The sequence below is a fragment of the Lactiplantibacillus daowaiensis genome, assembly GCF_005405085.1.
In the GTDB taxonomy this organism is placed as follows: domain Bacteria; phylum Bacillota; class Bacilli; order Lactobacillales; family Lactobacillaceae; genus Lactiplantibacillus; species Lactiplantibacillus daowaiensis.
In genome coordinates this window covers 24033-47716 of sequence record NZ_BJDJ01000018.1, presented here as the reverse complement: position 1 = coordinate 47716, position 23684 = coordinate 24033, and the positions used below count along the sequence as shown (strand labels likewise).

Below are 23684 nucleotides of genomic sequence, written 5' to 3'. Positions count from 1 at the left end.
GTGGACAGTAGGAAGCCGGATTCAAAGCGCAGGTTTTGAACCGGCTTTTTGTGTGAAGTGGTTTTATTTTGAATGGAAATGATGGAGGCAACACAATGAAGAATGCCGTTTTTCTGGTTACGGCCTTATCCGATATTAAGAAAGAAAGTTTTGGGGCGCAATTAGCGCAACTCTTAGCTGCGGACACGCATGTTGGGATTATTTTAGGTAATTTAGATTACGCTGAAGTGGCGACCGCCAAGTGGATGGTCAACAAGTTAGTTGATCAAACCAACCAAGTTTCAGTGACGACTTTGGCTGAAATCTTCGCTGAAGATGATGGGATTGATTTAGCCGCAACGGCGATCAAACAAGTCGACGACAGTCAATTAACTAAGCGGGAGTTTGATGAACCAAGTGGCATGCATTTGACACGTTACTTAGCTGGCGATGCGCTATTAAAAGAAGTTCGGACGACGCCAACTGGCACGATTACGGATATCACGTTCTATCAAGATGACCAAGTTGAACAAGTCGTCTATTACGAACAAGCGCGGCCAGTAGTGATCGCCAACTATCAAGATAATGCCTTGCAATCATCATCATTGTTAAACAACAATGGTCAATTGGTTTATCGGTTTATTCGTCACAGCAAGCCAGTGCGCCGGTTATACAATTTGAATAAGGCGTCTAGTTTACAATTGACGGATATTCGCGAAGCCCAACCAAAAGCGCCGACGACTGAAAAAGCTCAAACTGCGGCCAGAAATGAAATGAGTGTCGTGACGGAACAAGAAGATTATTATCAAGTCATGAACTATGTTGATTTTCATAAGTATCAAGATATTTATGCGTTCTATTATCATATCTTACAAAAGTTAGCGTTAGATAGTGTTAACTTATTTATCAATATTGACCATAATGTTGAAATGACGGCCACGATGCCCCATCAACTGATTTTTAACTACTAAACCAAAGGAGCCGAGATTTTATTATGCGTGCCATTTTATCGGGGATTCACCAAAAGAAGTCCCATCAAATTCTTGAACTAGAATTAATCGACGTGCCCTTTGCGGTCGAAAATCTAGCCATTATTTTCTTAGAACAAAATTCATTAGCTTCCATTAATGTGCCGATTCATCGCAACGTGCACAATAACATCATTAAGGTCGATATTGACCCGAATGACTTTATTTTTGACCAATTTGAGTTAACTGAATTCTCTTGGCAAATGTATTTCTCATTCAACGTCGAAAACGACCGTTACTTGTTACAAGTCGAAAGTGAATACGTGTCAGACCGGCATCAATTAAGCTTGAGCAGTTACTTTGTGTTTGATTCTGATGACCAACAACGCGCCTTGTTCAATATTCACGCGCAAGCTGGTTCCGATGAATTTGCGGTCAACAGTATTAACTTGACGGAGTCCGGGATCGAAGTGACTGGTTATTCAACGATCAACGGGCAAAAGGTCACGGATCAAACGGTGACGTTAGAAGATCGTGATACCGGGGATACCTTGAGCTATACGGCGACGCCAACGACGTTACGCGGCTTGTTTGAAGTTATCATTCCGTTGAATGAGGTTCGACAAGATGGCCATTATGAGATGTTTATTCAATACCAGTATGCCGGTCAACAAGTTCGTCAACGAGTCATTTTAGCACGCTCATTAGAAGGACAAAATGTCTTGCAACCTAATGCTGCCGGGCGGATGGTGCAAATCAATAAGACGTATAACAACGGGATTTTAATCACGGAAATTCCTAGTTTGACATTCGGTCAAAAGATGGGCTTAGTCGGCTCAAAAGCAGCCGGTGCCCGTGATATGTTGCATCAATTGAACTTGAAGTTGAACTTACAATATATGCGGCGGTTGTTCAGGGCTGGTCATCGACCATATGACCAAACCACGATTGTTTTTGAAAGTTTTGGTGGCCGCCAAGTGAGTGATAGCCCATTAGCAATTTATCAATTGTTTAGTAAACTCTATCCAGGGTTCAACTATATTTGGTCAGTCGATAAAGAAGCAATCCCTTACTGTAAAGAACATCATATTCCTTACGTTAAACGCCGGACTGCTAAGTGGGTACGGGTCTTAGAGAAGTCGCAATATTGGATCAGTAATGCGCGTTTCCCAGCGTGGGTCAAGAAGCCCAAGTATGTCACTTATATTCAAACGTGGCATGGGACACCGTTGAAGAAGTTGGGATTGGATATTCAGAATGTCACGATGCCGGGGACTAACACGCAAGCTTACCATCGCAACTTTGTGAAGGAAGCGAACCGTTGGGATGCCTTGGTCTCACCAAATGACTATTCCACGCAAATCTTCCGGTCAGCCTTTGGGTTCAACAACCAAATCTTAAAGGTCGGTTATCCCCGAAATGATGAATTGATCAACTCAAATGCTGATGACATTACGCGCTTGAAACAAGCGATGGGCATTCCGTTGGATAAGAAGGTCGTCATGTATGCGCCAACTTACCGAGACAACCAATTCGCGGAAAAAGGGAAGTATACCTTTGAATTGCCATTCAGTTTAGCGGATTTCCGTGATAAGTATGGTAAGGATACGGTCTTGATCTTGCGGATGCATTACTTGATTTCAAATGCCTTGGATATTTCGCAATATACGGACTTTGTCTATGACTTCTCAAGTTATCCAAACATTTCAGATTTATATTTGGTCTCAGATATGTTAATTACCGATTACTCGAGTGTGTTCTTCGATTACGCTTACTTACAACGACCAATCTTGTTCTACCCTTACGATTATCATTTGTATAAGGATGAACTCCGGGGCTTCTATCTCGATTACGAGAAGGACTTGCCGGGTAAGATTGCACAAAATGAGGATGATTTATTACAATATATCGGTGAATACTTACAAACACCAGATATGCGCGACGATGCCAAGTTCACGAAGTTCTATGAACGGTTCTGTGCAATTAATGATGGATTGTCTTCATTGAAGGTTGTTAATTATGTGGTTCATCAGATTGAGAACAATGGCTAGAGTGTGAGCGAGGACGGGTTGATAGTGAGCATTGCCTAGCTAAGCCAATTATCCGGTGGGTTTTCGGATGGTTGGTTTAGCGTAGCAAGCGGAACTGTCAGTCCGAGTAAACACGTTTCGGCCCGCTAACTGACATGAATAAACAGCTAAACGCCACGCCACGTCAAACCGCCCGCCAGCCGATTTGGGCTGGAACGTAGCCGCCACGATTTTGAACCCGGAAAAACGCCGGTTTCAAAACTCGGGCTTCATCTAATCCGAGGAAGTCGCTCGGCTAAGATGAACGAGGCTACTGAGCCCATCGGCTTCTGGGCTAGGTTGATGTTAAATGGCATAAATAGTGCTCATTGGACTACCAAGTTAGTCTGATGATGTGATGACAAGTTATCAGGATGTTACTGATAGCTTGTTTTTTTACACTAAAATAGCCAATCCATTTTGGGGGATTGGCTATTTTAAGGTTAGCGAGACAACGGCCAATTAAGGCACTGGTTCGTAATTGTCTTCGGCATCTAAATCGTTGCTGTTAGTCTCGACTTTAATAGTGGTAATCTTAATTTCATCGGTCCAATCATGTACGCGTGGTTTAATATGCCGTAGTCCATTAGCACGTAAGCGACCAGTGGTCTCACACGAATTATGTCGATCCTTATTTTCAGGATAAGGCATATCAACATGGTAGGAAATCGTATCAGCCACGCTTGTTGCCAAAGTAACGGAAAAATCAGGGCCATAAGGAACGCCAGTACCGGTGTAAACTTCGTAGATGCCAGTTTCACCAGGCACGATTTGCATTGGAAAACTCAATGTCTTGCTCTTAGGATGAATCGTTTTATTCATCACTTGAAGGGTATTGTTAGTGTTGTTAGTTACTTCTAATCTTGCAGTCCATTTTGGCATATTGGCGTTCTCCTTTACTGGTTGAGGTGCGGGGGACAGTCAACAATTCATCGGCCGATGAAGCTCTCTTCTTTGAGAATAATCTTATATTATCGATAAGGTAATTAAATTTCAACCTAGATGCTCATAAAATCTCAAAAAAGTTTCTACACTCAAGTATTGTTGGCACAAAACTTAAATAAGACGGCATGGTATACTGACGTTGAAATACTTTGATGAGGGAAAGTGGTACGAGTTTGACTGCATGCATTAAGGTCAAACTCAGTAGTAAAAACTATGATACAGACAATAATATGCAAAGTGAGCAGAAATACAGGGTCATCACAATCAAGTTGACGACTTTTTTAAGTTCACCCACGGGCAATACTAGCTTTTTTCAGCGAAAATCAGTAAAATATGTAAGGCTACGTTTTTTTAGAAACCGGGCACGTTGTCCGGGACGAACAATTATGGTTCGCTGAATTAATCAAGATGTACGAAAGGAATTTTTATGAATAAAACAGAACTTGCAGCGGCGGTCGACAAACGTCGGACCTTCGCGATTATTTCTCACCCGGATGCTGGGAAAACAACAATTACGGAACAAATGCTCTTATTTGGGGGCGTGGTGCGTCAAGCTGGGACAGTTAAAGCGCGTAAGAGTGGTAACTTCGCCAAGTCTGACTGGATGGAAATCGAAAAGAAACGTGGGATTTCCGTGACTAGTTCCGTGATGCAATTCGATTACGATGGCAAGCGGATTAACATTTTGGATACCCCTGGGCATGAGGATTTCTCTGAAGATACGTATCGGACGTTAATGGCGGTCGATTCTGCGGTCATGGTGATTGACTCAGCTAAAGGGATCGAACCTCAAACCAAGAAACTCTTCCAAATTTGTAAAATGCGGGGGATTCCGATCTTTACCTTCATGAATAAGTTGGATCGTGATGGCCGCGAACCATTAGACTTATTGAACGAAGTTGAAGAAGTCTTGGGCATCGAAACTTATCCAATGAACTGGCCAATTGGGATGGGGAAAGGGTTGAAGGGGTTATATGACCGCTACAATCACCGAGTAGAACTTTATCATAATGAAGCTAACGGTGAAACTTTCTTACCATTGGACGATAATGGTGAATTAGACCCCAGCAACGAATTGACGAAAGATAGTATCTATCGGGATGTCTTGGATGAAATGGAATTGATTGAAGAAGCCGGCAACGACTTTGATGAAGCCAAGATTTCAGCTGGGGATATGACGCCAGTCTTCTTTGGCTCAGCGTTGACCAACTTTGGGGTGGAAACCTTCTTAAAGACTTATTTGAAGTATGCACCAAAGCCTAATGCTCACAAGACACGTGAAGATGAAGTCATCCAACCAACGGATGATGAATTCGCGGGCTTTATTTTCAAGATTCAAGCGAACATGAATCCGAACCATCGTGATCGGATCGCGTTTGTCCGGATCTGTTCAGGTGAATTTGACCGTGGGATGGATGTCACGTTACAACGGACGGGCAAGAAGATGCGCTTGAACAACTCGACGCAATTCATGGCTGACACGCGTGAAACGGTCGAAACAGCGGTTGCTGGGGACATCGTTGGGTTATACGATACCGGTAATTTCCAAATTGGTGATACGATTTATGCGGGCAAACATGCCGTTCAATTTGAAAAGTTACCACAATTTACCCCAGAACTCTTTATGCGGGTCACGGCTAAAAACGTGATGAAACAAAAGTCATTCCATAAAGGGATTGAACAATTGGTCCAAGAAGGGGCCGTTCAAATGTACACGTCTTATTCAACTGGCGACTACATTTTAGGCGCCGTTGGGCAACTGCAATTTGAAGTGTTCAAATTCCGGATGCAAAATGAATATAACTCTGAAGTTATCATGGAACCAATGGGCAACAAAACGGCGCGTTGGATTGATCCTGAACAACTCGATGAAAAGATGTCTAGTTCGCGGAACTTACTCGTTAAGGACCGCAATGGCGAACCATTATTCTTGTTCGAAAATGCGTTTGCTGAACGCTGGTTCCAGGATAAGTATCCTGATGTGAAGTTGACTGCAAAGTTATAAGAGTGTGAGGTAAGCCGGGTTGAGGGTGAGCATTAGCCTAGCTAGGGGATTGTGCCGGTGGGTTTTCCGGTGCGGTCACCTAGCGTAGCTAAGCGGAACCCTCAGGCTTGCCGAACACGTTTCGACTCGTCAAAAAACACACCAGCACCAATGAAAATAAGCCAACAACAGGCACCGCTTCCAATGCTATAAAAACACGACGTTAACCGTTTTCTTTGCTTTATGAAAAGGGTTAGCGTCGTTTTTTTATGGTTAATCTTTTCGAATAATAATGTTAGACTATTGATATCGCTTTTTTAAGTGATCGGTAGCAAGAGACTAGGAGGCTTTCAGATTTTGAACATTTTAATTGCATTGATCCCCGCGATTGGTTGGGGCTTAAACCCGCTATTGTTGTCGAAGATTGGCGGTAAACCAACCAATCAAACGTTGGGTACCGGGATGGGCGCCTTATTAGTTGGTTTGATTGTTCAACTCATGTTCCAACCAACTGTCGCCGTGAGCGTCTTTTTATTAAGTGCTGTTTCTGGTGCTTGTTGGGTGATTGGTCAAATCGGCCAGTATACGTCATATGCCAAAATGGGTGTCAGTACCACGATGCCGATTTCAACTGGCTTACAACTGATTGGGACGTCAGTCATTGGGGTGTTGATGTTTGGTGAATGGAGCGGCAATACCGCAAAGTTAGTCGGTTTTGCAGCGATTATTTTGATGATTATCGGGGTCGCCTTGACTGCGATTACCGATAGTTCCGAAAGTCGGGCTGGCTTGATGAGTGGCTTAACGGTCCTGGTGCCAACAACGATTGGATACTGGGGTTATAGTGCCTTACCTAAAGCGGTTTCGGCATCTAGTTTGTCAATCTTCTTCCCACAAATGTTGGGCATCTTTATTGGGGCCATCTTATATGTCTTGTTAAGTGGTCATGCCCATACGTTCAAAGAAAGGACAAGTTGGTTGAATATGTCGGCAGGCGCTGTTTTTGGTGTTTCTGCATTAGCTTATATCTTCTCAGCTAAAGCTAATGGGGTCGCCACCGCGTATGTCATTACGCAGCTGAGTGTCGTAATTTCGACGCTAGGTGGGATGCTCGTTTTAGGTGAATCTAAATCACATCGAGAATTCCGATTAACGATGATGGGATTGGCCTTGATTGTCATTGGCAGTATTATGACAGCTTTTCTGTAAAATATTAAATATAAAAATGATTATCGGGTGTTAGCCAAATTGGTTAACACCCTTTTATTGTAACAAGTTTGTAACTTAAGCGAAATTTTTCGATTGATTTACATGGACATTGCTAAAATTTGCCTAATATTGTTAAAAAAATATTAATTTAATTTATTTTGACTAACCTTAAGAAAGCCTTAACAACAGCGCTTACAGGAACGATAAACTTATATGATGACTGGATTACGTGGGTTTAACAGGGTTGAGATGTTTACGTAAGCGGTTTGTAACATAAACTTGCTAAGATAGTCACTGTTGATAAATACATAAGCCAAATACACACACTACATACAAGGGGAGCGTCAATTAATGTCAAAAAGAGCCAGTCAATTATTTATCGGATTACTTACGTTTGTTTTAATGTTAACTGCAGGGGTGGCAACTAGCCAAACGGCTTTCGCCGATGACTCTGCTGATACGACGACAACCACAACGACTACGGATAATGATTCAACTGCTACTAAGACAACCAAGTACGACAAGTTATACAAAGTTGCTAAACAACAACTTGGCAAACGTTACAGCTACGGTTCAGTTGGCCCTAACAGTTTTGACTGCTCTGGCTTAACGAAGTACGTTTACAAAAAGTCAATCAAAAAGACGTTGCCACGGACTGCCGCAGCACAATATGCAAAATACAAGCATATCTCTGGTGCGAACTTAAAGAAGGGTGACTTAATCTTCTTTAACTACGGTTCTGGGATTGCCCACGTTGGGATTTACGTTGGTAATGGTCAAATGATCGATGCACAAAACAATGGTGTTAAGAAGGAATCCTTCCACGCTTCATGGTGGCACCCATATGTTTCAGGTTACGCTCGCGTAACGAACATGCAAAAAGCTGCTAATTAATAATAAATAGTGTTATGACTGACAGTCGATTCCTTGTGTGGGGAATCGACTTTTTTGTTTGGCAAATCAAGCTGCACGAATAGGCGCTTTTTCTGGCGACTATATATTAATTGAACAATTTGAATTAAACCTGAGATACAAAAACAAGCAGTCAATTTCTCGATTGAGAAGTTGGCTGCTTGTCTTGATTGTATTTAATATGAGTTAACCCCAATAATCCGGTGGATCGAGTTGTGTCAAGTAACGACCCGGCAAATAGCCCCGGTCCTGAATTCGATACCAGACCACGCGATTGTCATCCACAAGCCGTTCCGTCAAAGTGACGGTTTCGCCATGGGTGACCGTCGTTAGATAGCGCCCGTATGGTTCCAAGTACGTGTGGACTTGTTTACCTGGCACAAAGCTAACGACCCCAGTTTGCCGGACTTGCTTTTTATGGCGCGTCTCATAAGCAGCTGGCGTTGGTGGTAACAATTGATTACTGTTCGTCAATTGGACGTGAGTCTCGGCAATCCATTGATCTTCACCTAGGGTGTACCACGTGGAATTGTCATTCAGCTGGACTCGCATAAAGGTCTTGTAAATTGCCCCAACGGGTAACGTAATCCAATAATTAGTCGTGGTGGCACCCGGATAAGGATAAACCTTAGTCGGTGTTTTGATTTGTACAAAACCAGTACTTAAATCAGTTTGGCGCCAATTGGCATTACGATAGAAGAATAAGACCGTTTTTGAAGTGGTCGTATATTCACCCGTTAAGTCACCCACTGAACGGAGTAACTTGAAACCCGCAACAGTTGGCGCGCTCACGTCGTATGGATCGCCTAAACGGCCACGTTGCATCGTCGGTAGGCCGATGAGCTGGCGTTGGTCAATATCATAAGCATAGACCCAAATCGGTTGACCAGCTTGGCGTTCATAGGTCAAAACGATGCGGGACTGTTCAGTTGTGAACCAGCGCGTCAGCCCATCGATATCGACTAAATGATAACCCGGCAAATTGACTTCAGGGAGGTGGATTTCATCACCAATGGTCCCTGCAATCATTTCTGGGGCTCGTAATTCCTTGCCAGTTTCGTCAACATGATGGACGAGTACTAGTGCCGGCGTCTGATTAACGACTGGCGCACCAGTTAACGGTTGACTAGCCTGTAATGCGGTCGGTTCGTCTGGGTCTAAGGGCGTGGTAATCGGCGTGACGGGCTTAGCAGTTGATGTGTCTGCGGTTGCATCGCTATCAAGTGCTTGTAACATGCCTTTAAGCCGGTCGAAAAAATGCATCCAGACCACTCCTTCCATTAAAATCTTCAATATCTCTAGTATAACGCATTGTTAGCGATTCCGGCACGTTTTGTTGATTGTCAAAAACTTAAGTTTAGCACTTGCCATAATCGGGTATACTAAAAAGGAATGGGGTGGGAATCATGAATTTAAAACAATTACGGTACTTTTTGGCGGTTGCTGAAGAAGGCCAAATGACGGCGGCGGCTAAACGGCTACATGTGGCCCAGCCACCGCTAAGTTATCAAATCAAACAACTAGAAACTGAATTAGGCGTGGCACTATTTAAACGACTGCCACAAGGCGTGACAGTGACGCCAGCCGGTCAGTTGCTCGTCAGCTATGCGCAACAGTTGACTCAGCTATCAGCCACTGCTGAAAATAAAGTGCGTGCCTTGGCCCATGGGATTACCGGGACCCTTAATTTAGGGTTGGTCTCATCATCGGCGGGAGTGATGCCCAATCAGGCTTTAATGAGTTGGCTTAAACAACATGGGGATGTTCAGTTAGATGTCACTGAAGGCAACACGTATGAATTATTAGATGACTTGCATAAACGATTATTAGATGTCGCGATTTTACGGACGCCATTTAATCAGCAGCACTTGGTTTGTCGCTATTTTGACTCAGAACGCATGGTGGCAGTCTTGCCGAAACGTTATCATCAATTTACGCAACGACGTCAGTTACGGTTAAAGGATTTAGCGGCGTTACCTTTGATTAAGTATCGCCGCTTCAATGAGCTCTTTCACGTGGCCTTTTTAGAAGAAGCGTTTGAGCCACAATACGTGATGACTTGTGATGACGCCCGCACGGCGATGCATTGGGCTGACCGCCAAATCGGGGTCGCTTTAGTCCCACGTTCGTTAGCGGAAACCTATGCTTCTGACCAAGTCATCGTACGTTCATTAGCCGATCGGCGTTTTGAAACGCAGCTCGTTTTAGCAACGACGGCAGAATCATTGGCGACACCGCTGGTGGCTGGTTTTATGGCGCAATTTAAGCAAGCAAAAGCGGTAGACTAATTTCAGTCAATTGGTATCTAATTTTTTAATCACTAGAAAAACAAAAACATTGAATTAACAACTGTGTTGACGGTTACATCAATTTTAATGATTGACGCGGCTGAAATTGCTAAGGTTGCTTGAATCCTTGCCTATCAAGGGGTTACCTCGATAACTTGTATGTATTAGGTAACCACGTAATTAAATGGTACACTAACTAGTGAAATTAAAAAGGCGAAGGTGAAAGATGTGATTTATTCATTATTATTAATGCTGGGGGTCGGCATGATTGCTGGTATTTTCGGTGCGATTCTCGGTATCGGTGGTGGGATGATTATTACGCCCATCTTAACGTTAGGCTTAGGATTGGATATTAAGTATGCGATTGGGGCCAGTATTATTGCGGTTATCGCGACTAGTTCCGGCTCTACGATTGCCTATTTAAAAGATGAAATGTTGAATCTACGTGTTGCCATGTTTTTGGAAATAGCGACCACGGTCGGGGCCGTGTTAGGCGCAGTCTTAACTGGCGTTGTGCACGCCACCTTTTTATACTTCTTATTTGGGGCATTATTGGTCTTTACGACTTACAATATGATCCGCAAGTTAATGAATAAAAACAGTGATGCGCAAAATGTACAAGCGGACAAGTTAGCCACCCAATTGAATTTAAATGGGACTTATTATGATAAAGCTTTAGATGAACAAATTGATTATCAAGTTCAAAATGTGCCTGGTGGGTTTACGATGATGTTTGGGGCTGGATTAGCGAGTGGTTTGTTAGGTATCGGGAGTGGGGCGTTTAAAGTCTTGGCGATGGATACGATCATGCACATGCCGCTCAAGCCATCGTCAGCAACCTCGAACTTAATGATGGGTGTCACCGCCGCTGCAAGTGCGATGGTTTACTTCTTTAATGGGTCGATTAAAGCTGGCATCGCGGCACCATTAGCGATTGGGATTTTAGTGGGTGCTTTAATCGGGACCCGCATCATGCAACATCTCAAACCACGTTTGATTCGGATGATTTTTGTGCCCGTCATGTTATATTTGGGCATTCAAATGATTGCTAAAGGATTCGGGGTGACCATCTAATGATTCAAAAAAACAGTAAAGCCCAAGAAATGCACAAAGTTGAATTGATTATTGGCCAGATTTTACGGATTGGGGTCGTGATCTCCGCGATTGTGATCGCAATTGGCATTATTATGATGCTGATTCAAGGGACGGGTGGTTATCCAAACGGTGTTGAACCGAACAGTTTTAAAGCTATTTTTACCGGTGTGGCAGAACTGAAACCATATGCCGTCATGATGTTAGGTCTATTCCTATTAATCTTAACGCCTACACTGCGAGTCGCCGTCTCGATTTATGCCTTCGCGGTTGAAAAGGATCATCTCTATGTCTGGATCACGACGATTGTATTAATTATTCTTATTATTGCGTCGATTATCGGTTATTTGGGCCACTAATTTTCGCTTTTCGACGCCGCCAGCACCTAGCAGTTTCACTGTGGGGGCAGACCTGGGGCCAAAAAGCGGTCCCCAGGGCGCCTTTAAGCCGGAAAACCGCGTCTTAAAGGTCGGCCCAGTCACTAAGGCGGTCAACAACACCGCCAAAGTGACTCGACACGGTGAATCAGCTAGGTACTTCTGGCTCGGATGTTGATAGCGCGTTAGTATCATTAGTGAGACGGAAGTGGGGCATTGGCATGCCGTGTCGAGGTTCTTAGTTGGTGTTCTTTGCCAACTTAGAACCTGGCCGAGCTTAGAAATCCGCGGTTCTTGCGGCGTTCTAAGTCGCCCTGCAGACCGCACTTTGGCTGCAGGTCTGCCTCACAGCATGCCAATGCCCCACTGGAGTCGGTTAGCATAAGAATTCATTCATAGCCAAATAGATTTACTTAATTAATAAGAGGATGCTGATAAAATGTCAGGATCCTTTTTTGTTTGCCCATTTTTGGCTGTTTTGACTAACACATTTTAAGACGGAAAATGGTGGATTTAGCTAAAAAAGAATTATTTATTAAGAAAAATGACTAAAAATGCTTAAAAACTAAAATTAGCACTATTCATAAATAGAAATGCTGATATACCAACGATTCATCGCTATCTTTAGCACTCGTAATGGTATTAAAAAATGAGTTAATAAATACAATTATGGCGAATTCATGAAAATAATTAGAATTTAGGATTGATTTTAATTTATTTATAATATACAATTACTTTAACTTTTCGAGGGAAAAGCACACACACATCAAAAAAGTAAGAGGGGTTGGGTTTTTATGAATTTAAAAACAGCTGCAAAAGTTACGGTCGTAGCCGGCGCATCCTTGTTATTCTTAGCGGCCTGTGGTTCTAATAATAGTTCGTCATCAACAGGTAAGACTAAGCAAGTTGCTAATTTAACTGAAACTGCGGAATTACCAACAATGGATATTTCCAAGTCAACCGACGTCGTTAGTTCAGATGCTTTGAACAACACGAACGAAGGGTTGTATCGGATTGGTAAGAATGGTTCCATTACACCGGGGATCGCCAAAGCAACCAAAGTTTCAAACGGTGGGAAAACATATACGTTCACCTTACGCAAGAACGCAAAATGGAGTAACGGCGACAAAGTTACCGCTAAAGACTTCGTCTATGGCTGGCAACGCACCGTTAATCCTAAGACCGCGTCACAATACGCATACTTATATTCTGGGATTAAAAACGCTGACCAAATCGTTAACGGTAAAAAAGCTGTTTCAACTTTAGGGATTAAGGCTGAAGGCGACTACAAGTTGGTCGTTACTTTGGACAAGCCAATTGCTTACTTCAAGAAATTAATGGGCTTCATTAATTTCTTCCCACAAAATGAAAAAGTCGTTAACAAGTATGGTTCGAAATATGGGACAACCAGTACTGCGATGGTCTACAACGGCCCTTACAAGATGACTGGTTGGACTGGTTCTAACTTAAGCTGGAAGTTAGTCAAGAACAAGGACTACTGGGATGCTAAGAGCGTGAAGATGAAGCAACTTAATTTCCAAGTTGTTAAGGAAAACTCAACTGGGTTGAACTTATTTAACTCTGGTAAGGTTGATGACACCACGCTTTCTAGCCAACAAGTTAAGAATTACAAGACCAACAAGAACTACAAGGTTCGTCAAACAGCCTCAACGTTCTACTTGGAACTTAACCGGAATGATAGTAACAAGACATTAGCTAAAGCCTTCAAGAACAAGAAGATTCGCCAAGCCTTGTCACTTTCAATCAACCGAAACGAATATGTGAACACCGTCTTGGGCGATGGGTCCAAGGTTTCTAAAGGTTATGTTTCAAGCGGTTTAGCTAACAACCCTAAGACTGGTAAAGACTTCGTGGACGACGCTTACGTTAAGAGTGGTGTTGAATACAACATGACCAAAGCGAAGAAGTTGTTCAAAGAAGGGATGAAGGAAATTGGGGCCAAGTCATTGACCATCAAGTTATTATCTGATGATACTGACAAAGCTAAACAATCTTCTGAATACATCCAAGGTCAATGGCAAAAGCTTTCTGGCTTGAAGGTCACGAACAACAACGTGCCATTTAAGACCCGTTTGTCACGTTCAACTAGTGGGAACTTCGATACCGTGCTTTCTGCTTGGAACGCTGACTTTACTGATCCAATCTCATTCTTGTCACTATTTACTTCAAGCAACACTTATAACAACGGGAAGTATAAGAGTGCCGCTTATGACAAGTACGTTGCCAATGCTGAAGGCAAGGATGCTAACAACACCACTGCTCGTTGGAACGACATGGTTAACGCTGAAAAGACGTTGATGAATGACCAAGGTGTCATCCCAGTTTATCAACAAGCGACAGCGCACTTAACACGGACGAACTTGAAGGGCATCATTTACAACACTGCTGGTTCACTTTACAACTACAAGTACATGTACGTGAAGTAAATCTAAAATAGTTGGCATTAAAACATGTGTGTGCTTTAACTGAACGAATGTGAAACAAAGGGGTAAGGATTGACACATTGTTAATCCTTACCATTTTGTTTTATAATCAAGGATGTCATTATTTTTTAAGGCTAATTTAATAGAATGCGAGGAATTCTAATGAGAAAATATCTTTTAAAGCGGATATTTTACTTGTTCTTGACATTATTCATTGTGGCAACCGTCACGTTCTTCTTAATGAAACTGATGCCAGGGACGCCGCTTCAAAACGAAGCCAAGTTGACTGCTAGTGAAAAAGCGTCAATTTTAGCACAGTACGGATTGGATAAACCAGTCTGGCTCCAATACTTCATTTATATTGGGGGCATCTTTAAAGGGAGTCTTGGACTTTCGTTCCAATTCTCAGATCAAGCGGTTAGTTACTTGATTGGGAGTCGGATGGGCCCTTCAATGCAATTAGGTGGTCAAGCCTTACTCGTTGGGGTCGTCTTAGGGATTATCCTAGGTGCGATTGGTGCGATTCGGAAAGACACTTGGGCTGATCGAGTGGCGACGATTCTCTCGATTCTAGGGATTGCGGTACCAAGTTTCGTCTTAGCAATTTTGCTGCAATATTATTTAGGTTTGAAGTTGGGGTTGTTCCCAGTGGCCGGTTGGTCCGGGTTCAGCTACACGATCTTACCAACGTTAGCCTTAGCGGCAAGTCCGTTAGCCGAAACGGCGCGGTTCATTCGGACCGATATGGTCGACGTCTTAAGTTCGGATTATATTGAATTGGCGAAAGCCAAAGGATTGTCCAAATTTGGGATCGTTTATCATCATGCCTTACGGAATAGTTTGATTCCCATGGTCACTTTGATTGGCCCATTAGCGGCAGCGTTGATGACCGGCTCGATGGTGGTTGAAAACATCTTCTCCGTTCCTGGTATCGGGGAACAATTTGTTAAGTCAATCTTAGTGAATGACTACCCAACCATCATGGGTGTGACGATTTTCTACTCCGCCTTGTTATGCTTACTGTTGTTATTGACCGATATTATCTACGGCATCATCGATCCGCGGATTCGTTTAAGTGGAAATGGGGACTAGTTAATGGCAGATAATCCAGAAAATATTGAAATCAAGCCCGGCGACTTCGCACCGTTGGACAAACAAGCGGGTCCCGACAAAGAAAAAATCGCGGCACCGTCATTAACCTTCGGCCAAGATGTTTGGCGACGGTTAAAGTCTAATAAAACCGCGTTTACCAGTTTTATTGTTTTAGTCTTGTTATTCTTAATGGCCTTTGGGGGTCAAGCTTTGTATCATCATGATCCCAATGCCCAATCGCCAAAGTATGCCAACTTGCCACCCAAGATTCCGGGTGTGAATATTCACGGCTTAAATGGGCACATCAACCAATCTGGTAAAGATGTTGACGCGTATGCTCAAGCTGGGGCCAGTTCCAAAGTCCACTACGTTTTAGGGACCGACTATTTAGGCCGGGACTTATTTGCTCGGATTATGTATGGGACCCGGATCTCACTTGAAATTGCGTTGATTGCCACCTTGATTGACTTGACCATTGGGGTCGGGTTCGGGATACTTTCCGGTTGGAAAGGTGGGCGAGTGGATTTGTTCATGCAACGTATCATTGAAATTCTCTCGTCCGTCCCTTCATTAGTTGTCATGGTTTTGATGGCCACCGCGTTCCAAAAGACTGGGATGGCATCAATCATTGCCGCTTTGGCATTGATCAACTGGACGACGATGGCGCGGTTAACGCGAGCCCAGACACTCCAATTGAAAAACCAAGACTTTATCTTAGCTGCCCGCACCTTGGGTGAATCGGCACCAAAGATTGCTTGGAAACACTTATTACCAAACTTATCGAGTGTTATTATTATTCAAACGATGTTTACGATTCCGAACGCGATCTTCTTTGAAGCGTTCTTGAGTTATATCGGGATTGGGATTAGTTCACCGCAAGCGTCACTTGGGACGTTGATCTCTGATGGTCAAAAGAACTTCCAATTCTTACCATATCAAATGTGGTACCCAGCAATTGTCTTAATCATCTTGATGTTAGCCTTTAACTTATTAGGTGATGGGATGCGGGATGCCTTTGATCCAAAATCTAAACGCTAGGAGGATGGTTATAAATGGAAAATCCTGAAAATGTCATTGAAGTCCGTAATTTGGAAATCGATTTCCATACTTACGCTGGTGAAGTGAAAGCCATCCGCGATGTTAGCTTTGATTTACGCAAAGGTGAAACCTTAGCTATCGTTGGTGAATCGGGTTCTGGTAAGTCAGTTACCACCCGGTCATTAATGGGCTTATTAGCACCCAATGCCGAGATTAAAAAGGGTAGCATCATGTTTCATGGTGAAGATATTATTAAAAAGTCTGAAAAAGACATGCAACATATTCGTGGGAAAGATATCGCGATGATCTTCCAAGATCCAATGACCTCATTGGACCCAACGATGCGCATCGGGATGCAAATCGCCGAACCATTGATGAAGCATAAGGGCTTAAAGAAAAAAGAAGCCATTGCCCAAGCCTTAGAAATGTTGAAGTTAGTTGGGATTACCAATCCGGAAGGCCGGATCAACGACTATCCTTATCAATTCTCTGGTGGGATGCGACAACGGATCGTGATTGCGATTGCGTTAGTCTGCTACCCAGAAGTGTTAATTGCTGATGAACCAACTACTGCGTTGGATGTGACGATTCAAGCCCAAATTTTGGACTTGATGAAAGATTTGCAAAATCGAATCGATACGTCTATCATTTTTATCACCCATGACTTGGGTGTGGTTGCCGGGATGGCTGACCGGGTTGCCGTGATGTATGCTGGTAAGATCGTGGAATATGGAACGGTCGATGAAATCTTCTTCAATCCACAACATCCATATACTTGGGGCTTGTTGAACTCAATGCCAACCTTGGATACTGAGGGCGGGTCATTATCTGCCATTCCAGGGACCCCACCTGATTTGCTTGATCCCCCAGTTGGCGATGCCTTCGCTGCCCGGAGTGATTATGCAATGAAGATCGATACCGAAAAGCAACCACCATTCTTTAAAGTATCGGATACGCATTATGCAGCGACCTGGTTACTGCATCCGGATGCACCTAAGGTCACACCACCGGCTGAAATTATTCGCCGGCAAAAGAAATTCGCCGAAATGCAACGGCCAGAACCACCGATTAAAACTGCAACGAAGGAGTAACGCAATATGCCTGATGAACGTAAAAAAATTCTAGAAGTCCATCATTTAAAACAATATTTTAATGTTGGCAAACGTGATGAAGTCCGGGCCGTTGATGACGTCTCCTTCGACATTTATGAAGGGGAAACATTCGGTCTAGTTGGTGAATCGGGTTCTGGGAAGACCACGGCTGGTCGGGCCATTATCCATTTGTATGAACCGACCGATGGCCAAATCATCTTTAATGGTCGCGATGTGTCTAAGTTGCACACCAAAGCTGAAATGCATGAATTTCGGCGTGAAATGCAAATGATTTTCCAAGATCCATATGCGTCATTGAATCCACGGATGAAAGTTAAAGATATCGTGGCCGAAGGGATCGATATTCATGGTTTAGCCAAAGATGATGCTGATCGGACCAAGCAGGTCGAAGACTTACTTGAAACCGTTGGCTTGAATAAAGACCACTCCAGTCGTTATCCACATGAATTCTCTGGTGGTCAACGGCAACGGATTGGGATTGCTCGGGCCTTAGCGGTTGAACCTAAGTTCATCATCGCTGATGAACCAATCTCCGCGTTGGACGTGTCGATCCAAGCCCAAGTGGTCAACTTGATGAAAGAACTTCAAGTTAAACAAAACTTGACGTACTTGTTCATCGCCCATGATTTATCGATGGTGAAGTATATTAGTGACCGGATCGGGGTCATGCATTATGGGAAGATCTTGGAAATCGGTCCAGCGGATGAAGTTTATGGTCATCCATTGCACGACTACACGAAGAGTTTGATTTCAGCGGTGCCAGTACCGGACCCTGAGTTTGAACGTAACCGGAAACAAATGCCTTACGACGAATCCTTAGAAAAGGATGACAAAAAACGTCGCATGGTCGAAATTGCTCCTGGTCACTTTGTGCGGGCCGCTGAAGACGAAGTTGCGATGTATACGCAACGCGCCCAAGCTGCTGGCTTGATTACTGACTAAGTGTATTGATAAGCATCCTGCCTTAATTGGTGGGGTGTTTTTTTGTTAAATACGATTCACAAATACTAGGTGTGCTAGTTAGATTAGATGTGAATGCGATGCCTATCACCAGTATCAAACCCAAAGTACAAGTTCTTTGTCGGAGAAATTGTAGTTGTTCCCAAGTGTTTTGGGGTTGCGAGTATCATATTCAAACCAACGCTTTCCTGATATACTATGACCATTAAAAAAGCAGGAGGATATTGCAATGAAATTACGGGGCAATTTAGTGGGATTAGGTGTTTTAGTGGGGTTAGGGCTGCTAGCGATGAATGCCAATGCGGCCACGAAGTACATTAAAATTGGTAAAACCAATCATAACTTTGTGCAAACCCAACGCACGCTTAAAATCGGCAAACGGCACAGTACGGACCAAGTATTTACGATTCCCAAGGGGACGATCGTGGAAGTCAAATCTGATAATAAACCAGATGATCATAGTGGCCGTCAATACGTTAGTTTAGATATGGAACGGTTGAGCTATCACTTACGCGGCGTGCATAATAACTATCAAACCAAACGGATTTTAGCGTCAACGACGAATTTTAAAAAGGTCCGGGTGCCACAATACGTCCAGTATTACACGACGCAAAAGATGTATCCCAACAACGCTGATCGTAACCGGGTGGCCGATGGGAATTTATACCTCGGGTTGCGGATTCCCGATAAGTTGGATTATACGAAGCCTAATTGGACGGAGCGCGTGTATGTCACGGCGGATGGCTATTTAGAGTATTATGCTAAAGCCAAGATGTTGAATACGACTGGTAAGCAAGTGCCGACAGTCTCGGCTAAGATTACAAAAGTCAAACGGGTCCCAAGTAGTGGGTTGACACAGTTGTATACGAAACAGGCGATTCCGAGTGCGGTTAGTGAACGGGTCAGCAAAACGGGCGAGCAACAATATGTGACGACGATCAAGCGGCGTTATAAGTCTTCAGCAACGATCAATTATGCAACAAGCAATCCACACGATGTCAGCAGTATTGACATGGCGGCACAATACCAAATTAAAGACCGCGATTTCTTTATGGTCACCGATTATGTCGGTACCAGCAACTGAGTGAAAATGTGTTTTAACGAAACTGAGCCTAGTGCTCAGTTTTTTTGTGGCGCGAAAAAAGTTAACTATCAATTTAATTTAAGCCTATAATGGAGTTAAGGTTTAACGGTATGAACATTAGATTGTGTAAAAGGGAAGTTGATCATATGATGAAATTGGTGGGGACTAAGCATCATTATAAGATGTACAAACGTGGCCGCTTCTGGGTCGTGGCGGGACTAACCGCGTTAACTTGGGAACTCGGTGGCACATTGGCTGCGCAAGCCGATGGCAATGCAACCGCGACGACGGCCGATGCAACTAGTCAAACGACAGCTAGCGCGACAACAACTAAAACCGTGACGTTAAAGACAACGACGAATTCAAGCGCTGCGGTGACTAAGCAATCAGCGACGAGTCAAACTGCGACATCAGCAACGAGTGCCACAAGCGGTTCAGCGGCGAGTCAGGCGAGTGCTAGTTCGGCAAGTGCCGCTACTTCAGCCGATGCTGCGGTAACCGCAACTAGTCAAGCTGATACGACAAAACAATCAACAACAACCGGATCACAAGCATCAGCAAGTACGAGTCAAGCGACGTCAAGTGCGGCCACTTCAGCGACTGGTGCAACTAGTGAGAATCCTGAAACTGATACACTCAGTCAAAGTGGCACGGTTGGTTCAACCGCTGAGCATACAACTGTCACGAGTGATGCCCCAGTCGCTTCGAGTGCCGCAACCAGTGTGGTTACACCAACTTCAGTAACTAACACGGTGACCACAGCCACGACTCAATCGCGCTTAAGTCTGCGGGCTAATTTGATGCGGACAATGGCAACGAGTGCCACTACTGACACGACAGTTGTTCATGGTGTGAATGGCGATGTGACTTGGACGTTTGATACGACTACTGGGGCCTTGGTGTTAAGTGGCGGGACATTGGCTAGTCCAGATTTTACTTACACAGATGCTAACGGTGTTGAACAGACTCTGAAGCATGGTAAAAATTATCAGAATCAGATTATTACCGTCACAATTCAAGGCGAGCTATATATTACTGGCGCTAATGGTGTTGACTTATTTAATAGTGTGACGAGTGTGACCGGCTTAGATAAAGTTGATGTTAGTCAAGCAACTGATCTGACGAGAATGTTTGCTTTCAGTAAGATGGCTACGCTTGACCTTGATAATTGGGATGTGAGAAATGTTACCAAGTTGGATGATACCTTTTATCAGTCAGAGGTGACTGATTTAAAAGTTGATCAATGGCAGACAGATTCATTAATGGAAACGCTTGAAACGTTTGCTTGGCTGCCCAATCTACAAACCTTGGATGTTGCAAATTGGAATATGAGTCATGTGATTAATATGGGCAGCATCTTTTCACTTTCGGAGTCGTTAAAAAATCTTGATGTGAGTCATTGGGACGTTAGCAACGTGACCAATTTCTATCGTGCCTTTTACGACACGTTTGCCTTAACAACTCTCGATGTCAGTGATTGGAACACCAGCAGTGCTAAAAATATGTATGAGATGTTTGAGGGCGCCGGTGTTCAAGTGCTGGACTTAAGTAAATGGGATTTTAGTCAAATCACGAATGACGGCGAGATGTTTGGCTACGCCCCTAATCAAGTTCAGTTTAATTTGATCAAGTTAACGATTGGACCAACCTTTAAATTTATCGATCCAGATCCTGGTGGGTATAACAATATCGGTCAAGTGACGGCTTTTCCATACACTGGTTATTGGATTAACGCTACAACTGGTGACGTCATTAGTTACCAAGACTTAGATAAACAGTATTTGACGACACCAAGTACGACTGTAGTCACTTATGAAGCCCAAACCGATGATAGTGACCGCAGTGTGCTAGTTGGGCAAGACTTTAATATTTACCCAGGGATGACGGTGGATGTCACGCTGGGCGTTAAGACGTTAGTCAACTATGAAGGTGTTGATATCCATTCACTAGATCCAAGCTGGTTCAGTTATACCGGTACAGTTGACACAACCCAAGTTGGCCAGTATCCAATTACGATTCATTATGATAACGGTGTGACACATTTAACAACGACCGTTAATGTCAACGTGGTGGCAAAAACGACGTCAGCTGAGTTAAGTGGTGAAGATGTCACGATCGTCTTAGGACCGGATAAGAATGCAACGTTAGCAGCGGTTGCTAGTGGTGAAATGCGTCTCGTTAGTGGGGTGGATGACACCGGTAATCCGATTAATGTGACGACAGGAAATTTGTCGGATATCGTTGAAACTTATGCCGATGGTAGTCCGCTTGGTGATGATAGTCCAGATTTGACTCAGCCATTGGCTATGAAATTTCAATTCGAATACGATACTGCTGATGGTGTTAGACTGATGCGCACGAGTTATTTGAGTTTGGTAAAAACACAAGCCGCAATTAATTTAGTTGCGGACCCGCAAGTGATTATTGGGCCCGATGCGGACTTAGATTTGACCACTTATTTTTCAAGTGTAACGGATGCGTTGGGTAATCCAGTGACCGATGCGAGTGGTGTGACCTTTAGTGGCCTTGATCAAGTCGATGTGACTAAGGCGGGGGATTATCCGATCACCGCGACTTACACGGATTCGGTTGGTAATGTGGTGACGGCGCAAACGACGATTCATGTCATTCCTAATAATGATCAGTTGGTCTTAACGCAACCCGCGGACTTAATTGCGGGTCCAGATACTAAGTTTGACCCTAGCAGTGTCATGATCACGGCGGTAAACACGCTCGGTGAAGCGATGACGACCGCTAACGGGTTGACGATTGATAGTCAGGTCGATCCACAAAAGGCAGGGACTTATTTAGTGACAGTTAGTTATCAAGATGAGTCTGGTAACCGTCTCACTAAGTCGGTTACGGTAACGGTTTTGGATAGTCAAGCAAAAATTGCGACGCAACCAGTAACAGTCATGGTTGGACAAACCTTCCAAGCAACCACCGGCGTCGTGTCCGCAAAAGACGCGCGTGGCCAAACCGTTTCTGCGGCTGATTTGACTTATGATACTAGTCAGGTTGATTTGACCCAAGCAGGGACTTATCCTGTGAATGTCAGTTATACCGATGCAGCCGGTAATGTGGTCACCAGTACCTTTCAAGTGACCGTGACGAAGAGTCCGATTGCAATTCAAACGGTGGCACAAGTTAATTTACGGCTGGGCAAGACGTTTGACCCAACGACGGCGGTTCAATCGGCTACTGGCAGTGATGGTCAAGCATTGGCGAAAACGGCCTTGACTTATGATTTAAGTCAAGTTGATCTGACTAAAGCTGGCAGCTATACGATGTGGGTCAGTTATCAGGATCAATATCAAAATACGGTGCGCCAGGCCGTCAAAGTCACCGTCAGCGCCTTAAGCTTAGTCGTGACACCGACAGCTAGCATCCAGCAAGGCATGACCCTTGATTTAGCTAGTTTAATCAAGTCGGCGACAGATGGCTTAGGCCAGCCGGTTAAGGCTAGTCAGTTGACTTACAAGACAACCGGCGATCCGACGACGCCTGGAACATATCAACTTACAATCACCAATCGCGATCAATTTGGTAATCAGGTCACACAAACGGTGACGGTGACCGTTTTAGCCGCAACGACCCCAGTTACGCCGACTGATCCGACCGACCCGGTTGAACCAGCCACACCAACTGAACCATCGGCGCCAACCACGGACACACCAGCGGACCCTGGCACTAAGCCAACGACAACGCCGACATCAGTCACTAAACCGACCAAGCCGACTAAACGTCCTGGCAAGCCAACGAAGGTGATCACTAAGGCAGGCGATAAAACCAATACACCAGTGACCACGGTAACGATAGCAACTAAGCCAACTGATACGGTTAAAACAGCCTCGCTAACGGGAACAACCGATTCAGCAACGGCGATGACTGCGTTAGTTTCAACACCTGACCAACTGCAAAGCTTACAAGCAAGCACGAAGTCGGCTAAAGCAACATCAGCGACACAGTTGCCACAAACTAACGAGACGCAACCGAAACGGGCAACAACGCTCTGGGTTGCGATTACTGCTGGTTTAGCCCTGTTCGGATTAGCACGTAAACGGCGGGATTAAAGCTTGAATAGCGCTGCGGTGGTATGCTAAGCTAGCTAAAAATGAAATGAGGATCGAA

Annotated in this window: 17 protein-coding genes; 15 read left to right on the top strand and 2 right to left on the bottom strand. The window is 44.1% G+C overall.

Annotated elements, in window-relative coordinates:
* Window positions 1-95 precede the first annotated feature (95 nt).
* A complete protein-coding gene (locus FFM75_RS10795) occupies window positions 96-950 on the top strand; it encodes a hypothetical protein (protein ID WP_137629189.1) in 855 nt (284 codons plus the stop codon).
* A 23-nt stretch (window positions 951-973) separates the two neighbouring features.
* Window positions 974-2998 carry a CDP-glycerol glycerophosphotransferase family protein gene (locus FFM75_RS10790; protein ID WP_137629188.1) on the top strand — a complete coding sequence of 675 codons (2025 nt, stop codon included), beginning with the start codon at window positions 974-976 and terminating at the stop codon, window positions 2996-2998.
* Between the two features lie 480 nt (window positions 2999-3478).
* Here FFM75_RS10790 and FFM75_RS10785 read toward each other — a convergent pair whose 3' ends face one another.
* A complete protein-coding gene (locus tag FFM75_RS10785; protein WP_137629187.1) occupies window positions 3479-3898 on the bottom strand; it encodes a hypothetical protein in 420 nt (139 codons plus the stop codon).
* A gap of 490 nt (window positions 3899-4388) precedes the next feature.
* On the opposite strand from FFM75_RS10785, the gene FFM75_RS10780 reads away from it, so the two are divergent.
* The 3 genes from FFM75_RS10780 to FFM75_RS10770 all read left to right on the top strand — a co-directional run bounded on the left by FFM75_RS10780 (window position 4389) and on the right by FFM75_RS10770 (window position 8048).
* Window positions 4389-5966, top strand: coding sequence for a peptide chain release factor 3 (locus FFM75_RS10780; RefSeq protein WP_137629186.1), 1578 nt, complete (start codon window positions 4389-4391; stop codon window positions 5964-5966).
* A 336-nt stretch (window positions 5967-6302) separates the two neighbouring features.
* Entirely contained in the window at window positions 6303-7154 is an 852-nt protein-coding gene (locus FFM75_RS10775; RefSeq protein WP_137629185.1) for a GRP family sugar transporter, read from the top strand.
* A 351-nt stretch (window positions 7155-7505) separates the two neighbouring features.
* Window positions 7506-8048 (top strand): NlpC/P60 family protein, encoded by a 543-nt coding sequence (locus FFM75_RS10770; protein WP_137629184.1) that lies wholly within the window; start codon window positions 7506-7508, stop codon window positions 8046-8048.
* Between the two features lie 204 nt (window positions 8049-8252).
* Here the strand turns inward: FFM75_RS10770 and FFM75_RS10765 are convergent, their stop codons facing one another.
* Window positions 8253-9329: a MucBP domain-containing protein gene (locus FFM75_RS10765; protein WP_137629183.1), complete on the bottom strand. Its 1077-nt coding sequence runs from the start codon at window positions 9327-9329 to the stop codon at window positions 8253-8255.
* A 143-nt stretch (window positions 9330-9472) separates the two neighbouring features.
* Here FFM75_RS10765 and FFM75_RS10760 point away from each other — a divergent pair, with 143 nt between their 5' ends.
* From FFM75_RS10760 to FFM75_RS10715, 10 genes are all read left to right on the top strand, one after another.
* Entirely contained in the window at window positions 9473-10354 is an 882-nt protein-coding gene (locus FFM75_RS10760) for a LysR family transcriptional regulator (RefSeq protein WP_137629182.1), read from the top strand.
* A 228-nt stretch (window positions 10355-10582) separates the two neighbouring features.
* Window positions 10583-11428, top strand: a complete 846-nt coding sequence (locus tag FFM75_RS10755) for a sulfite exporter TauE/SafE family protein (RefSeq protein WP_137629181.1) — start codon at window positions 10583-10585, stop codon at window positions 11426-11428.
* 2 nt (window positions 11429-11430) lie between these two features.
* A complete protein-coding gene (locus FFM75_RS10750; protein WP_379831598.1) occupies window positions 11431-11805 on the top strand; it encodes a DUF1634 domain-containing protein in 375 nt (124 codons plus the stop codon).
* 812 nt (window positions 11806-12617) lie between these two features.
* Entirely contained in the window at window positions 12618-14270 is a 1653-nt protein-coding gene (locus tag FFM75_RS10745; RefSeq protein ID WP_137629179.1) for a peptide ABC transporter substrate-binding protein, read from the top strand.
* A 159-nt stretch (window positions 14271-14429) separates the two neighbouring features.
* Complete coding sequence (gene opp3b / locus FFM75_RS10740; protein WP_137629178.1) at window positions 14430-15359, top strand: oligopeptide ABC transporter permease; 930 nt, start codon at window positions 14430-14432, stop codon at window positions 15357-15359.
* 3 nt (window positions 15360-15362) lie between these two features.
* A complete protein-coding gene (locus tag FFM75_RS10735; RefSeq protein ID WP_137629177.1) occupies window positions 15363-16397 on the top strand; it encodes an ABC transporter permease in 1035 nt (344 codons plus the stop codon).
* 14 nt (window positions 16398-16411) lie between these two features.
* Complete coding sequence (locus FFM75_RS10730; RefSeq protein WP_137629176.1) at window positions 16412-17488, top strand: ABC transporter ATP-binding protein; 1077 nt, start codon at window positions 16412-16414, stop codon at window positions 17486-17488.
* Between the two features lie 6 nt (window positions 17489-17494).
* Entirely contained in the window at window positions 17495-18451 is a 957-nt protein-coding gene (locus FFM75_RS10725; RefSeq protein ID WP_137629175.1) for an ABC transporter ATP-binding protein, read from the top strand.
* 247 nt (window positions 18452-18698) lie between these two features.
* Window positions 18699-19553 (top strand): hypothetical protein, encoded by an 855-nt coding sequence (locus tag FFM75_RS10720; protein ID WP_137629174.1) that lies wholly within the window; start codon window positions 18699-18701, stop codon window positions 19551-19553.
* A 146-nt stretch (window positions 19554-19699) separates the two neighbouring features.
* A complete protein-coding gene (locus FFM75_RS10715) occupies window positions 19700-23626 on the top strand; it encodes a bacterial Ig-like domain-containing protein (protein ID WP_171001488.1) in 3927 nt (1308 codons plus the stop codon).
* Window positions 23627-23684 lie beyond the last annotated feature (58 nt).

What these genes read in the sequence shown, in the direction of transcription:
- FFM75_RS10785 (WP_137629187.1), bottom strand. Translation starts at nt 3,898, where the DNA reads ATGCCAAAATGGACTGCAAGATTAGAAGTAACTAACAACACTAACAAT.
- FFM75_RS10720 (WP_137629174.1), top strand. Translation starts at nt 18,699, where the DNA reads ATGAAATTACGGGGCAATTTAGTGGGATTAGGTGTTTTAGTGGGGTTA.
- FFM75_RS10745 (WP_137629179.1), top strand. Translation starts at nt 12,618, where the DNA reads ATGAATTTAAAAACAGCTGCAAAAGTTACGGTCGTAGCCGGCGCATCC.
- FFM75_RS10790 (WP_137629188.1), top strand. Translation starts at nt 974, where the DNA reads ATGCGTGCCATTTTATCGGGGATTCACCAAAAGAAGTCCCATCAAATT.
- FFM75_RS10735 (WP_137629177.1), top strand. Translation starts at nt 15,363, where the DNA reads ATGGCAGATAATCCAGAAAATATTGAAATCAAGCCCGGCGACTTCGCA.
- FFM75_RS10795 (WP_137629189.1), top strand. Translation starts at nt 96, where the DNA reads ATGAAGAATGCCGTTTTTCTGGTTACGGCCTTATCCGATATTAAGAAA.
- FFM75_RS10715 (WP_171001488.1), top strand. Translation starts at nt 19,700, where the DNA reads ATGATGAAATTGGTGGGGACTAAGCATCATTATAAGATGTACAAACGT.
- opp3b (WP_137629178.1), top strand. Translation starts at nt 14,430, where the DNA reads ATGAGAAAATATCTTTTAAAGCGGATATTTTACTTGTTCTTGACATTA.
- FFM75_RS10770 (WP_137629184.1), top strand. Translation starts at nt 7,506, where the DNA reads ATGTCAAAAAGAGCCAGTCAATTATTTATCGGATTACTTACGTTTGTT.
- FFM75_RS10725 (WP_137629175.1), top strand. Translation starts at nt 17,495, where the DNA reads ATGCCTGATGAACGTAAAAAAATTCTAGAAGTCCATCATTTAAAACAA.
- FFM75_RS10760 (WP_137629182.1), top strand. Translation starts at nt 9,473, where the DNA reads ATGAATTTAAAACAATTACGGTACTTTTTGGCGGTTGCTGAAGAAGGC.
- FFM75_RS10765 (WP_137629183.1), bottom strand. Translation starts at nt 9,329, where the DNA reads ATGCATTTTTTCGACCGGCTTAAAGGCATGTTACAAGCACTTGATAGC.
- FFM75_RS10780 (WP_137629186.1), top strand. Translation starts at nt 4,389, where the DNA reads ATGAATAAAACAGAACTTGCAGCGGCGGTCGACAAACGTCGGACCTTC.
- FFM75_RS10730 (WP_137629176.1), top strand. Translation starts at nt 16,412, where the DNA reads ATGGAAAATCCTGAAAATGTCATTGAAGTCCGTAATTTGGAAATCGAT.